The 12,648-nt window shown below is 68.0% G+C and carries 13 protein-coding genes; 3 read left to right on the top strand and 10 right to left on the bottom strand.

The genetic code is table 11. The annotated features are described in order from the left end of the window. Window positions 1-36 precede the first annotated feature (36 nt). The 7 genes from ACSFA7_RS03970 to ACSFA7_RS04000 all read right to left on the bottom strand — a co-directional run bounded on the left by ACSFA7_RS03970 (window position 37) and on the right by ACSFA7_RS04000 (window position 6,881). Window positions 37-825: a class II aldolase/adducin family protein gene (locus tag ACSFA7_RS03970; RefSeq protein WP_435498179.1), complete on the bottom strand. Its 789-nt coding sequence runs from the start codon at window positions 823-825 to the stop codon at window positions 37-39. Window positions 826-853: 28 nt separating this feature from the next. Then, entirely contained in the window at window positions 854-2,089 is a 1,236-nt protein-coding gene (gene tcuB / locus ACSFA7_RS03975; RefSeq protein WP_435498180.1) for a tricarballylate utilization 4Fe-4S protein TcuB, read from the bottom strand. After that, window positions 2,073-3,500 carry an FAD-dependent tricarballylate dehydrogenase TcuA gene (gene tcuA / locus ACSFA7_RS03980; RefSeq protein ID WP_435498181.1) on the bottom strand — a complete coding sequence of 476 codons (1,428 nt, stop codon included), beginning with the start codon at window positions 3,498-3,500 and terminating at the stop codon, window positions 2,073-2,075. The genes tcuB and tcuA overlap by 17 nt, the downstream gene beginning before the upstream one ends. A gap of 77 nt (window positions 3,501-3,577) precedes the next feature. Beyond that, complete coding sequence (locus ACSFA7_RS03985) at window positions 3,578-4,504, bottom strand: LysR family transcriptional regulator (RefSeq protein ID WP_435498182.1); 927 nt, start codon at window positions 4,502-4,504, stop codon at window positions 3,578-3,580. A 7-nt stretch (window positions 4,505-4,511) separates the two neighbouring features. After that, window positions 4,512-5,390, bottom strand: a complete 879-nt coding sequence (locus tag ACSFA7_RS03990; RefSeq protein ID WP_435498183.1) for a bile acid:sodium symporter family protein — start codon at window positions 5,388-5,390, stop codon at window positions 4,512-4,514. 110 nt (window positions 5,391-5,500) lie between these two features. Further along, window positions 5,501-6,268, bottom strand: coding sequence for a class II aldolase/adducin family protein (locus ACSFA7_RS03995; protein ID WP_435498184.1), 768 nt, complete (start codon window positions 6,266-6,268; stop codon window positions 5,501-5,503). A gap of 22 nt (window positions 6,269-6,290) precedes the next feature. After that, on the bottom strand, window positions 6,291-6,881 hold the full coding sequence (locus tag ACSFA7_RS04000; protein WP_435498185.1) for an HD domain-containing protein: 591 nt from the start codon (window positions 6,879-6,881) through the stop codon (window positions 6,291-6,293). Between the two features lie 130 nt (window positions 6,882-7,011). Between ACSFA7_RS04000 and ACSFA7_RS04005 the strand changes: the two genes are divergently transcribed. Next, on the top strand, window positions 7,012-7,734 hold the full coding sequence (locus ACSFA7_RS04005; protein ID WP_435498186.1) for a Crp/Fnr family transcriptional regulator: 723 nt from the start codon (window positions 7,012-7,014) through the stop codon (window positions 7,732-7,734). A gap of 102 nt (window positions 7,735-7,836) precedes the next feature. Here ACSFA7_RS04005 and ACSFA7_RS04010 read toward each other — a convergent pair whose 3' ends face one another. Then, window positions 7,837-9,342 carry an MFS transporter gene (locus tag ACSFA7_RS04010; RefSeq protein WP_435498187.1) on the bottom strand — a complete coding sequence of 502 codons (1,506 nt, stop codon included), beginning with the start codon at window positions 9,340-9,342 and terminating at the stop codon, window positions 7,837-7,839. Between the two features lie 3 nt (window positions 9,343-9,345). Then, entirely contained in the window at window positions 9,346-9,897 is a 552-nt protein-coding gene (locus ACSFA7_RS04015) for a GNAT family N-acetyltransferase (RefSeq protein ID WP_435498188.1), read from the bottom strand. A 126-nt stretch (window positions 9,898-10,023) separates the two neighbouring features. Here ACSFA7_RS04015 and ACSFA7_RS04020 point away from each other — a divergent pair, with 126 nt between their 5' ends. Then, window positions 10,024-10,902 (top strand): LysR family transcriptional regulator, encoded by an 879-nt coding sequence (locus tag ACSFA7_RS04020; protein WP_435498189.1) that lies wholly within the window; start codon window positions 10,024-10,026, stop codon window positions 10,900-10,902. A 15-nt stretch (window positions 10,903-10,917) separates the two neighbouring features. Here ACSFA7_RS04020 and ACSFA7_RS04025 read toward each other — a convergent pair whose 3' ends face one another. Further along, the gene (locus ACSFA7_RS04025; RefSeq protein ID WP_435498190.1) at window positions 10,918-12,081 is read right to left on the bottom strand and encodes an ABC transporter substrate-binding protein; all 1,164 of its coding nucleotides are present in this window, start codon (window positions 12,079-12,081) and stop codon (window positions 10,918-10,920) included. Window positions 12,082-12,166: 85 nt separating this feature from the next. Between ACSFA7_RS04025 and ACSFA7_RS04030 the strand changes: the two genes are divergently transcribed. Beyond that, the gene (locus ACSFA7_RS04030) at window positions 12,167-12,637 is read left to right on the top strand and encodes an energy transducer TonB (RefSeq protein ID WP_435498191.1); all 471 of its coding nucleotides are present in this window, start codon (window positions 12,167-12,169) and stop codon (window positions 12,635-12,637) included. The last annotated feature ends 11 nt before the right edge of the window (window positions 12,638-12,648 follow it).

Below are 12,648 nucleotides of genomic sequence, written 5' to 3' on the forward strand. Positions count from 1 at the left end.
CGTTGTCTCTGTGTTTCTTCGGTGTGCGCTTCGGCGTCAGTCACGGAAGCTCGGGTCCATGCGGTCGAGCTTGCGCAGCAGCGCGGGCCATTCCATGAGTCCGTAGGGCCGGCGGGTGCCGGGCTGGTAGTTGTTCCAGGTTTCCTCGAGCACGTCTTGCGGCACGGCCTTGAGCGGCGTGTTGCACGACATCGCGCCGATCTGCGCGCGGCAGGCCAGTTCGAGCCGGTGCATCCAGTTGAAGGCCTCGCCCACGCTGCGGCCGACCACGAGCGCACCGTGGTTGCGGAAGATCACGGCCTCGCTCTGGCCGAGGTCGGCGAGCAGCGACGCCTGCTCTTCGGTGTTGAGCACCACGCCCTGGTACTCGTGATAGCCGATCTTCAGGAAACGCATCGCGGTCTGCGTGAGCGGCAGCAGACCGCATTCGAGCGAGGACACCGCCATCGACGCCCAGCTGTGCGTGTGGATCACGCAGGCCACGTCGGGCCGTGCGGCATGCACCGCGCTGTGGATCACGTAGCCGGCCTTGTTGATGCCGTAGTTCAGGTCGCCGAAGTCGGGCGACGAGAGGATGCGGCCATCGGCGTCGACCTTGATGAGGCTGGACGCGGTGATCTCCTCGTACATCATCCCGTAGGGGTTGATGAGGAACGCGCCGTGCTCGCCGGGCACGTGCGAGGAGATGTGGTTGGCCATCATGTCCGACATGCCGTAGAGGTCGACCAGCCGGTAGCAGGCTGCGAGGTCGATGCGGGCCTGCCATTCGGCAGCGGAGCACTTGTCCTTCATGGAAGGGATCTGGAGCACGCCAGGGTTCGTCATCGTTGGGTCCTTTCAATATCGGGTGGGTTCAATCGGCGCCCAGCTGCAGGCGGCTGGGCAGGCGTTTCTCGATCGCGAACTTCAAGAGCGCCGCCGAGCGGAAGATGCCGTGCGCGAACTTGCCGTAGGGCAGCGTGAGGAAGAGCGCCATTACCACGCCCAGGTGCACCGCCAGCAGCAGCGCCATGAAGGTCGTGTCGCGCCATGCGAGGAGCGCCAGGCCCGTGATGCTCGTGAGCAGCAGCAGCGCGATGAAGCCGCGGTCCATCGGCCGCTGCGCCACGTCGCCGTGCGCGGCATTGCGCCGCAGGTTCAGCCAGAGCAAGCCGATGGGGCCGACCACGAGGCCGATGCCGCCCGCGGTGCCCAGCAGCACCGGCAGGCTGGTGAGCGCATAGGGCGCGTGCAGGCCGAACAGGTAGTGGTAGAGCGTCGCCACGCAGGTGGAGGCGAAGCACAGCATGAAGCCGTAGAAGGTGAAGTGGTGGAAGCGCCGGCGCCAGAGGGTGAAGCGGTCGTCCTCGTTGTTGCAGCCTTCGCCGTGGCCGCCGCCGAGGTACTTCAGGCGCAGCGCGTCGTGTGCGGCTTCTGCGCTCGCGGGGCCGCGTACGCCGGGCATCGAAGGCGCATTGCCCGGGTCGTTCGCGGGCGACACCTCGCGCCAGAAGCTGCGCACGCCCATGGCCAGTGCGAACATCACGAAGAGAAACACTGCGCCGAACACCAGCGCGAGGAAGTTGTGCGGAAAGATCGCGTAGAAGTTTCCCGCAAGCGGTTCGTGCAGCAGCGAGCCCGACATCGCGACGGCCAGCACGAGGAACAGCGCCAGCCCGCCCGCGAGGGCAAGCGCAACGGTGAGGCCAGCCTTCTTGTAGAGCGCCCCCATCGCGGGCGGCCAGGCGTAGTCGTGGTACGTCTGCATGCGCACCTGCGCCATCGCCTGCGGCACGTTGACCGCGAATTCGTGCGGCGGCGCGTACTGGCAGGCATGCAGGCACGAGCCGCAGTTGTGGCAGAGGTTCGCGAGGTAGTGCGTGTCGGCCTTGCCGAATTCGAGCCGGCGCGTCATCGCGGGGAACACGGCGCAAAAACCTTCGCAGTAGCGGCAGGCGTTGCAGATCTGCAAGATGCGCGCGACCTCGCCTTCGCTGGCGGTCAACGGAAGGGCGGGCTGGATCGGGATCACGCGCTGCGAAGGCGGCGCGCTGCCGATGCCGTCGGCATCCGCACGGGCGCGTGCGACGAGGTCAGTGAGCTGCTGCAAGGGCGGTCTCCGGGGAATTCTTCGAAAGGTTCTTGGCGGCTTTCGCTGCCTGCGTGCCGGCGATGCGGCCGAAGGCCGTGCCGATGCTCATGCCCACGCCGGCCGTGTAGCCCTTGCCCAGCACGTTGCCGGCCATCATTTCGCCGGCCACGAAGAGGTTGGGGCTGGCGCGTCCGCCGAAGCGCACGGCCGCGGTCTCGTCCACCTTGAGGCCCAGGTAGGTGAAGGTGATTCCGGGGCGCACGGGGTAGGCGTAGAAGGGCGCGGTATCGAGTGGGCGCGCCCAGTGCGTCTTGGCGGGCGCGATGCCTTCGGTGTGGCAGTCGTCGAGGGCCGTGTGGTCGAAGCGGCCGACGCGGCATGCGGCGTTGTAGTCCTGCACGGTGCGCACGAACGTGGCTTCGTCCAGGCCGATCTTCTGGGCGAGTTCGCCGAGCGTGTTGGCCTGCGTGCCGGTGAACACGGGCGGCATGAATCGGCCGACCGCCTTCTGGTCGATGACCGACCAGGCGATCTGCCCCGGCTGCTGCGCCACGAGGCGGCCCCAGATCGCGTAGCGCTTGGGCCAGAAGTCTTCGCCTTCGTCGTAGAAGCGCTGCGCGTCGCGGTTGACCACCACGCCGAGCGACACGCAATCGATGCGCGTGCAGATACCGCCGTCGTACAGCGGTGCGCGCGCATCGATGGCCACCATGTGGCCCTGCGACGGATCGCCGATGCTGTCGGCGCCCGCGGCGATCATGTATTTCAGCAGCACGCCCTGATTGAAGCGCGTGCCGCGGATGAGGAAGTTGTCGGCGGGCCATTCGCCGCGCTCGTTCTGGCCCCACGCTTCGCGCAGCCATTCGCGGTTCGATTCGAAGCCGCCCGAGGCGAGCACGCAGCTCCTGGCTTCGATGCGCTCGCCGGCTTCGGTGCGCACGGCCACGAAGCGGTCGCCGTCGAGTTCGACCGAAGCCACGGGCGTGTCGTAGCGGATCTGCACGCCCAGCTTCTCGGCGCTGCGGAAATACGCATTCACCAGCGCCTTGCCGCCGCCCATGAAGAAGGCGTTGGTGCGCGCCACGTGCAGTGCGCCCGACAGCGGCGGCTGGAAGTGCACGCCGTGGCTGCGCATCCAGTCGCGGCAGTTCGAGGAGGCGCGGATCACCAGGCGCGCGAGATGCTCGTCGGTGAGGCCGCCGGTCACCTTCAAGAGGTCTTGCCAGTACTCCTCTTCAGGGTAGGCATCGACCAGCACGTCCTGCGGCGCGTCGTGCATGCAGCGCAGGTTGCGGGTGTGCTGCGAATTGCCGCCGCGCCATTCCTTGGGCGAGGCTTCCAGCAGCAGCACCGAAGCGCCGGCCTCGCGCGCCATCAGTGCGGCGCACAGCGCGGCATTGCCGCCGCCGACAACCAGTACATCTATCACTCGTGGGTCTCCTTGGAATCCAGGAGACTTTAGGGAGCGCGGCCTTCACGCGAAAGGCCGAAAGAGGCAACGGGTGTTCAGTTTTCGAGAAGACTTGCGCCGGTCCAGCGGCCCTCGCGAACGAGGGCGCGGGCGGTGTCGGCGACCACCACGCGCGCGGCCAGCGCGGCGGGCGAGAGCTCGTCGTCCGACAGGCTCACCAGCAGGTTGCGGCGGCCGACGTGAGCATCGCTGATCTGCGTGAGCTCGAGGTCGTCGCGGTCGTGCCGCGCCGTGGCCGCGCCGGGCTGCACAGTGGCGCCGTAGCCGGCGCGCACCGCGTCCATCAGGAGCGCGAGGCCGTCGACCTCGGCCACGATGCGCGGCGTGACGCGCGCCCGCAGGAAGGCGGCCATCAGCGTGGCGCGCAGGCCGTGGCTGCCGCTCGGCAGGATCAGCGGCACATCGGCCAGTTGGGAGAGGCGCACCTTGGTGCCCTTGGGGCGTTCGGTCAGCGTGGGCGAGGCGACCACGAAGAGCTTCTCGGCGAGCAGCGGCGAGACGCTCCAACGCCGCGGCGTGTCGGTCTGGAACAGCACGGCCAGGTCGAGCTGGCGTGCATGCAGCATCGTCGTGAGATGGCCCGAGAGTGCCTCCACCATGTGCAGCCGCACCTCGGGGTAGCGCTCCTGCATCGCGCGCATCAGCGGCACGCCGAGCACGGTGGCGGTGGTGGGCGCGAGGCCCACGCTCACATGGCCCGACAGGCGCGCCTGCTGTGCCGCGCGCACCGCGTCGTCGGCATGGCGCAAGGTGAGTTGAGCCTGCTGCAAAAAGGCCAGGCCCGCATCGGTGGGCGTGACGCCAGCCGAGCTGCGCTGCAAGAGGCGCGTGGCCAGTTCGCTTTCGAGTCGGCTGATCTGCTGGCTCAGCGCCGAGGTGACCACGCCCAGCTCCACGGCCGCGCGGCCCATGCTGCGCAGTTCGCAGACCTTGACGAAGTAGCGCAGTTGCCTCAGTTCCATGCGCGCATCATCGCGCAGGCGCGGCGACGGGCTGGCCGCGCCGTAGCAACAGCCATCCGAACAGAGGGGCCGTGATGTACATCACCACCGAATAGATTGCGGCCGGCAGCGCGAGCGGAAAACTCCCAAGCACGCTCACCGCGATGAAGATGGCGAGCGTGGAGTTGTGGATGCCGATCTCGTAACTGATGGCGGTGGCCAGCGGTTTGTCCAGGCCCGCGGCGCGGCTCAGGTAGTAGCCCGCGAGCAGGCTCACGAGGTTGAACAGCAGCACCGGAATGCCGATCTCGGCGAAGGTGGCGGTGATGGTCTTCCACTCGTTGGCGATCGCGAGCACCGTGACCACCGCGAGCACCACCGCGCTGAAGATCTTGGTCGGCTTCTCCATGCGCGCGGCGAAGCCGGGCTTGCGAGAAGCCACGAACATGCCGATGGCCACCGGCACCAGCACGATCGCGATCACCTCCACGAGCTTCCGCGTCTGCAGCGGCACCACCTGGCCGCTCTGCGCGAAATGATTGATCGCCCAGTTGGCGATGAGCGGCAGCGTGACGATCGACAGCAGCGTGTTCACCGCGGTGAGCGAGATGTTCATCGCCACGTTGCCGCCGAAGAGGTGCGAGAACAGGTTCGCCGAAATGCCGCCCGGCGAAGCCGCCAGCAGCATGAGCCCGATGGCGAACACCGGCGAGAGCCCGAAGCCCACGATGATCGCGTAGCAGACGAGCGGCAGGCCAATGACCTGCAGCACCAGCGCGATGGTCACCGCCTTCGGATGCTTGAAGAGCCGCCGGAAGTCATCGAGCGAGAGCGACAGCCCCAGCCCGAACATCACCAGCGCGAGCGCGCCGAACAGGAACCGGGTCACGATGAGCGTGGTGTCCATGGTTGTCTTGTCTCCTCTGTCGTTCTTCTATCTAAAAAAATGGCTGCCGGCACCCGTCGCGCGGGCGCTGGCAGCCGTGGAAACCGCTGACTGATGGGTCTCGACGCGTCTTATTGTTTGTAGCTGTCGTCGATGCGGTCGAGTTTCCGGATCAGCGAAGGCCAGACGAACATGCCGCCGAGACCGCCGCTTTGCACCTTCATCGCCTGGCCCACTCCATCGATGATCTTGGGATTCACATGCGTGAGTTCGCCGCCGCCCGACTGCGCCGCGATCTGGATCTGGCAGGTGTTCTCGAAGGTGTACATCGAAAGGAACGCATCGGCAATGGTCTTGCCACAGGTCAGGAGGCCGTGGTTGCGAAGCATGAGGAAGTTGGCGTGGCCCATGTCGGCCTGCAGGCGCGGCTTCTCGTCGTCGCGGAAGGCCACGCCTTCATAGTCGTGGTAGGCCAGCGAGGCCAGCACGAAGGTCGATTGCTGGCTGATGGGCAGCACGCCGTTCTTCTGCGCGCTCACCGCTATGCCGGCCTTGGTGTGGGTGTGCAGCACGCACTGGATGTCTTCGCGCGCGGCATGCACCGCGCTGTGGATCACGAAGCCCGCCGGGTTCACCGGGTAGGGCGACTCGATGATCTTGTTGCACTGCTGGTCGACCTTCACCAGGCTCGATGCGGTGATCTCGTCGAACATCAGGCCGTAGGGGTTGATGAGGAAGTGGTGCTCGGGGCCGGGCACGCGCGCGCTGATGTGGGTGAACACCAGGTCGCTCCAGCCGTAGAGGGCCACCAGGCGATAGCAGGCGGCGAGGTCGACGCGCAGCTGCCACTCTTCGGCGGAGACGAGCTTCTGGATTTCGGATTGGGAGTTTGCGTTCATGGTGTGGGTCCTTTGTCTGGGGTCAGGCGGTGGCCGGCTCTTTCAGCACGGTCTTGTAGATGCTCTGCTTGGGTTGCGCCATCAACCGGCGCAGCATGGGCTCGAATTCGCTGATCGGCAAGGTCTCGGCCTTGGGGTCGAAGGCGGGGTTGTCGTAGAGCGCGCAGAACTCGGCGGTGCGCTCGTAGTGCGGGTGGTCCCTGAAGTTTTCGCGCATGTCGCGGTCCAGCCCGATGTGGTGGAAGAAGTAGTGGCCCTGGAAGATCCCGTGGTGCTGCACCATCCAGTGGTTGGCCTCGCTCACGAAGGGCTTCAGGATCGCGGCGGCGATGTCGGGGTGGTTGAAGCTGCCGAGCGTGTCGCCGATGTCGTGCAGCAGCGCGCACACCACGTATTCCTCGTCGCGGCCGTCGCGCAGTGCGCGGGTGGCGGTCTGCAGCGAGTGGGTGTAGCGGTCGACCGGAAAGCCGCCGTAGTCGCCTTCCAGGATCTGCAGATGCTTGATCACGCGTGCGGGCAGGCCGCCCGCGAACTGCATGAACTCGCCGCCGATCAGTTGCCAGTCTTCGCGCGTGCTTTCCTGCATGCTCTTGAAACTTGCCCTTGCGCTCATCTTGTTGTCTCCGTCGTTCGTCTGTGGGGTGCCGGTCACTGTAGACCTGCACTTGACGCTCAACTGTCAAGAATTTGACAATGCAGGGTGCTGGTAAACCCCTGTGCTCACAGGCAACCAAGCCTTTCCGATGCCTCCTTCCCCCAAGCCGCGACTCTCCGCCCCGCACCGCGCCGCGCTGGAGGGCAACCCGTGGTTCACCAGCATGCCGCGCGCGCAGCGCGATGCGCTGGTGGGCGCGGCCGAGCTCATCCACGTGCGGCGCGGCGCAATGATCTTCCGGCAGGGCGATCCGATCCAGGCTGCGGGGGCTGGCTTCTACGGGCTGGTGGCGGGCACGATCAAGATCTCGTCGCTGCGGCAGGATGGGCGCGAAGCCATCCTCGCGGTGCTCGAGCCGGGCAACTGGTTCGGCGAGATCACGCTGATCGACGGCTCGCCGCGCACCCACGACGCCACCGCGCTCGAAGCGCTCGACCTGCTGGTGGTGTCGCCCGAGGCCTTCGCGCGGCAGATGCGCGACGTGGTGTTCTCCAACGCCATCGGCGCGATGCTGGCGGCGCGGGTGCGCATGCTCTACGGCCTGGCGGAAGACGCCACCCTGCGCAGCCTGCGCGCGCGGGTGGCGCACCGGCTGCTGGTGCTGGCGCGCGGCGATGCAACGCAGTCGGTGCACCTGCGGCGCAGCCTCCAGCTGCCTCAGGAGGCGCTGGCCATGATGCTGGGCGTGACGCGCCAGACGCTCTCCAAGGAGCTCAACGCGCTGGCGGGTGAGGGCGTGGTGGCGCTGGGCTACGGGCGCATCGAATTGCTGTCGCTCGATGCGTTGCAGCGGCTTGTCAGCACCGGCTGAACGCATCCGCCGGTCGCGGTGCCCAACCTCGCGCCCGACAGCGCACGAGAGTTTTGGCGACGCCATCACGGCGCCGGCGCCGCGAACGGCTGACGCGTCGGCTCAGGCGCAGCGCGGCTTCGCGCTGCGCCAGCCCAGCAAGGCCACCGAACAGGCCGCCGTGACCACGATGGCCACGGCCACCACCATCACCGCGAAGAAGGCCTGGTCGAAGGCCGTGTGCGCGAGCGCCACGAGCTGCGTGCCGATCTGCGTGGGCAGCGTCTCGGCCGCGAGCAGCGCGCCGTCGATGCCGTCGCGCGCCGAGTCCGGCACCGCGAGCGTGTCGGGAATGGCCAGCGTGGCCGTGTAGGTCGACGAGAGCACGCTGCCGAGCAGCGCGATGCCGAGCACGCCGCCCAGCTCGTACGACACCTCCTCGATCGACGCGGCCATGCCCGCGTGCTCGGCCGGCGCGTTGTTCATGATCGCGTTCGAGGCCGCCGTGATGGTCGCGCCCACGCCGAGGCCCAGCAGCACCAGCACCGCGAGCTTGAGCGCGCCCGTGGCATCGACGGCCAGCGCGAGGCCGCACAGCGAGAGCGCGGTGGCCAGCAGGCCGCCGAGGATCAGCGGGCGCGAACCGGTGCGGGGCAGCACCATGCCCGCGAGCGGCCCCGCCACGAAAGCGGCGAGCGGCACCGGCAGGATCGTGAGGCCCGCCTGCAGCGGCGAGAGGCCGGTCACCAGTTGCAGACGCTGGCTGAACACCAGCTCGACGCCGATCAGCGCCACCGAGGCCACGATGGCCGCGATCACGCCGCCCGAGAAGTACGGATCGCGGAACAGCCGGAAGTCGACCAGCGGGTTCGCGCTGCGCCGCTGGCGCTGCACGAACAGCGCCATGGCCAGCAGGCTCAGCGCGCCGCTGACGCCCATCGCCAAGCCCGAGGGCGCGGGCTTGGCGAATTCCTTGATCGTCAGCACCAGGCAGACCAGGGCCACGAACACCTGCACCGAGCCGATGACGTCGAAGGGCTTCGGGCGCGCAGTGCCGCTCGCGCGCCGGCCCGGCAGCAGCCAGGCGCCGAGCACCAGCGCGAGCACGACCACCGGCACGTTGATGAGGAACACGGAACCCCACCAGAAGTACTCGAGCAGCACGCCGCCGACCACCGGGCCGAACGCGGCCCCGCCCGAGGCAACCGAGGCCCAGACGCCGATGGCGATCGCGCGCTCGCGTTCGTCGGCGAAGGCGAGCCGGATGATGGCCAGCGTGGCCGGCATCATCATCGAGGCGCCCACGCCCAGCAGGCCGCGCGCCGCGATCAGCGCCGCGGGGCTGCCGGCATAGGCGGCGCACAGCGAGGCCACGCCGAACACGACGAGGCCCGCGAGGAACATGCGCTTGTAGCCCACGCGGTCGCCGAGCGCGCCCATGCCGAGCAGGAAGCCCGACACCACCACCGTGTAGGCGTTGACGATCCAGAGCTTCTCGGACGACGAGGCCGCGAGGTCGTGCGTGAGCGTGGGCAGCGCGGTGTAGAGCACGGTCATGTCGACCACGATCAAGAGCAGCGCCATCGAGACGATCACCAGCGTGATCCATTTCTTGAACACGGGATTCATCGCTCAGGCCTCCAGCTCTTTGAGCATCGTGACCGAGACCGGCGCGCAGCCACGCGCCTCGAAGAAGCGGTGTGCGCCCTGGTTGTCGATACCGCTTTCCAGGAACAGGCGCGCGATGCCGCGCTGCCGCAGTTCGGCACAGATCCAGTCGAACAAGTGGCCGCCGACGCCAGCGGACTGGAACGGCGCATCGACCACGAGGTCGTCGAGCGTGGCGAAGGCGCGCGCGGCGCGACAGGCCTCGTCGATGGACACCAGCGCGATGGCGGCGAGCGCATCGCCGGCGTGCGCGGTGGCGATCAGCGAAGGGGCCGTGGCCGGCGGCATCGCGAGCGTTTCGCGCAGTTCGGCGCGCAGCACTTCGGGCAGGTCGCGGCGCCATTCGCCGGGCGCGACGGCGCGTGCGCCCTGCAGCTCGGAGTGCGAGATGTAGCGGGGGCTCAGCTGACGCATGAACAGCGCGGCAATGGCGGCTTCCTGCGCGGGGTCGTGGCACCAGCGCAAGGCCAGCGGCGCGGTGTGGATGCGGGGGATTGCAATACGGGAGATCGGCATACGAACGGACTTCTCTTTTTCAGGGACGGGGCGAGGTCGCCTCGCCTGGATTGCCGATCTTGCTTCAATAGAATGGATGAATAAAGATGAAAACCATCTGATAAATAGATGAAAAGAGGAAGCGCCATGGAATGGACCGTCGACCAGTTGCGCCAGTTCGTCACCACCGCCGACTGCGGCTCGTTCTCCGCGGCCGCGCGCCGGCTCGGCAAGGCGCAGTCGGCCGTGAGCACCGCCATCGGCCTGCTCGAGGCCGACCTCGGCGTGGCACTGTTCGATCGCTCGCGCCGCAATGCGCAGCTCTCCGAAGCGGGGCAGGTGCTGCTGCTCGAGGCGCGCGAGCTGCTGCGCCAGGCCGAGCAGCTCGACCAGCGCGCGCGTTCATTGCATGACGGCAACGAGGCCGCGCTCTCGATGGCCTTCGACGAGGCGCTGCCGTACACCGCCATCGCCACGCTGTTGCGCGAGATCTCGGTGAAGTACCCGAGCCTTGAACTCACGCTGCTCAACGGCACCGCCACCGAGGTGGCCGACTACGTGGAGCAGGAGCGCGCGAGCGTCGCCTTCCATTTCGACCGCGGCCCGGCGCGGGCCTGCTTCGAGCTGCGCCGCATCGGCAGCGTGCCGCAGGGCGTGTTCGTGGCGGTCGACCATCCGCTGGCCGACGGCCGCACCGTGCGTCGCAAGGACCTGGTCGGGCACCGGCAACTGCTGATGCATGCGGACGATGTGCACGAGGTGGCCTACAGCCCGCGCGTCTGGCGCTCCGACAGCTTCTACAGCACGGCCGAGATGGTGGCCGACAAGCTCGGATGGGCCGTGCTGCCCGTGAACATCGCGCACTACGAGGGCTACCGCCAGGCGCTCAAGGAACTGCCGTGCCCCGCGCTGGCGTTGCCGCGGCTGTCGGTGCGCATGCTCTGGCTGCAGGGGCGGCCGCTCGGCGTGACCGCGCTCTACGTGCAGCAGCGGTTTACCGAGCTGCTGCTCGACAGCGTTGCCTGAATTCCATCAGCGCCATCAGCGCAGCACGCGCCCGTCCGCCGAGATGCTGATCAGGTCGATGCTGCGCACGTTGTCGCGCAGCCCCGGGCGCAGGTTGATGCGAAAGCCGCCCACGTCGTAGTCGGTCATCGCGGTCATCGTGCGCTGCAGGGTCGCGGTGTTGAAGCCGCGGCCCGCGCGGCGCACCGCCTCGCCCACGGCCTTGGCGGCGATGAAACCCTCGAGCCCTTCGTACGACGCGGTCTGGTCGGAGTTGTCGACCGCCGCGAGGTATTCCTTGACGATCGGAATGGCCGACGGCCGGGGCGACGGCACCACCTGCGAGATCACGATGCCGCCGATGTCCTTGCCGAGCTCCGCGTAGAGCGGGTCGATTCCCACGATCGAGAAGGCCATGAAGTTGCCCGTATAGCCGCTCTTGCGGAGCTTGCGGATGGCGTTGGCGGTGGTGCCCGAGAGCGACACCAGCACGATGGCCTGGGGCGATTGTTTCTGCACGTCTTTCAGCGCCGCGTCGAGCTTGTCGCCGCCCGCGGGCACCAGCGCGCTCGCGACCAGCGGCGTGAGCTTGAGTTCGGTGATGGCCTGCTGCACGGCGGCAAGGCCGGCGCGGCCCATGGCGTCGTCGTCGCCCACGAGCGCCACGCGGGTCTGCCCCACGGTGGCGCACTGGCGCACGATCTTGAGGGCCTCGTCGATCATGCCGGGCCGCACATGGAACACATTGGGATGCTCGGCGCCGCGCAGGTTGTCGGAGGCTGCGAACGGCGCGAAGAGCAGGCTGCCCTGTTGCGCGGCGACGTTCGCGCCGGCCTCGCTGCTGGCGGTGCCGACGAAGCCGAACAGCAGGTCGGCCTTCTGGGCGCCGAGCAGGGTGCGCGCGTTGGCCGTGGCGCGCGCGGCGTCGTAGCCGTCGTCGAGCTGGACCAGTTTCAGCTGAAGCCCGGTGGTGGCGTTGCGCGCGTTGAAGTCGCTCACCGCGAGCCGGCTGCCGGCCGCGAAGGCGCTGCCGATTTCGCTCGCGCCGCCGGTCAGCGGCACCGATTGCCCGAGCAGCACGACGCGGGGTGCGCCGCCCGTGCGCGTCTGCGCCGAGACGCCGTGGGTCATGCCGATGCCGCCTCCCAGCAGCAGCGCGCCGTACGCCTTGCCCAGCCATTCCCTGCGTGACTTGTTCATCTGGACATCCTTTTGCTTACAGTAGTAAAAAAGTGTAGCAATATCGAGGCCAAGGCGATAGGCGGGCCTGCTACAGAATTCCCCTATGAAACTTGCTTTTCTCCAGGGTGGTTTGGTGTTGTGCATGGCACTCGCGGGATGCACCGTGCCGCCGCGCGACGTGGTCGAAATCGCGGCGCCCACACAGGTGCCGTCGCCGCCTGTCGCTGTGCCGGCGCCGCCGATGATCGATGCGCCGCCCATCGGGACAGGACGCCTGGAACCACCGGTCGTGACGCCCGCCATCGAGACGACGCCGGTGATCCGCCAGCGCCGTCTGCCCCGCTATCCGGACTTTCTTGCGGAGGAGGGCGTCGAGGGCCAGGTGATCGCGGTTTTCTACGTCGATACGGAAGGCAAGACGGATGGGGTTAGCATCGAAAGCTCGCCACACCCGCTGCTGTCGAAGGCCGTGACCGATGCGCTCAAGGAATGGCGCTTCGATCCGGCGCGCTCGGCGGACGGGCGCCCGGTGCGCACCCGGATGCGGCTGCCGTTCCGCTTCCAGGCCGAGTAGCGCGCTTCTTT

Origin of the sequence: Variovorax trehalosi, from assembly GCF_051216415.1 — a bacterium.
GTDB lineage: Bacteria > Pseudomonadota > Gammaproteobacteria > Burkholderiales > Burkholderiaceae_C > Variovorax.

What these genes read in the sequence shown, in the direction of transcription:
- ACSFA7_RS03970 (WP_435498179.1), bottom strand. Translation starts at nt 825, where the DNA reads ATGACGAACCCTGGCGTGCTCCAGATCCCTTCCATGAAGGACAAGTGC.
- ACSFA7_RS03985 (WP_435498182.1), bottom strand. Translation starts at nt 4,504, where the DNA reads ATGGAACTGAGGCAACTGCGCTACTTCGTCAAGGTCTGCGAACTGCGC.
- ACSFA7_RS03990 (WP_435498183.1), bottom strand. Translation starts at nt 5,390, where the DNA reads ATGGACACCACGCTCATCGTGACCCGGTTCCTGTTCGGCGCGCTCGCG.
- ACSFA7_RS03995 (WP_435498184.1), bottom strand. Translation starts at nt 6,268, where the DNA reads ATGAACGCAAACTCCCAATCCGAAATCCAGAAGCTCGTCTCCGCCGAA.
- ACSFA7_RS04000 (WP_435498185.1), bottom strand. Translation starts at nt 6,881, where the DNA reads ATGAGCGCAAGGGCAAGTTTCAAGAGCATGCAGGAAAGCACGCGCGAA.
- ACSFA7_RS04005 (WP_435498186.1), top strand. Translation starts at nt 7,012, where the DNA reads ATGCCTCCTTCCCCCAAGCCGCGACTCTCCGCCCCGCACCGCGCCGCG.
- ACSFA7_RS04010 (WP_435498187.1), bottom strand. Translation starts at nt 9,342, where the DNA reads ATGAATCCCGTGTTCAAGAAATGGATCACGCTGGTGATCGTCTCGATG.
- ACSFA7_RS04015 (WP_435498188.1), bottom strand. Translation starts at nt 9,897, where the DNA reads ATGCCGATCTCCCGTATTGCAATCCCCCGCATCCACACCGCGCCGCTG.
- ACSFA7_RS04020 (WP_435498189.1), top strand. Translation starts at nt 10,024, where the DNA reads ATGGAATGGACCGTCGACCAGTTGCGCCAGTTCGTCACCACCGCCGAC.
- ACSFA7_RS04025 (WP_435498190.1), bottom strand. Translation starts at nt 12,081, where the DNA reads ATGAACAAGTCACGCAGGGAATGGCTGGGCAAGGCGTACGGCGCGCTG.
- ACSFA7_RS04030 (WP_435498191.1), top strand. Translation starts at nt 12,167, where the DNA reads ATGAAACTTGCTTTTCTCCAGGGTGGTTTGGTGTTGTGCATGGCACTC.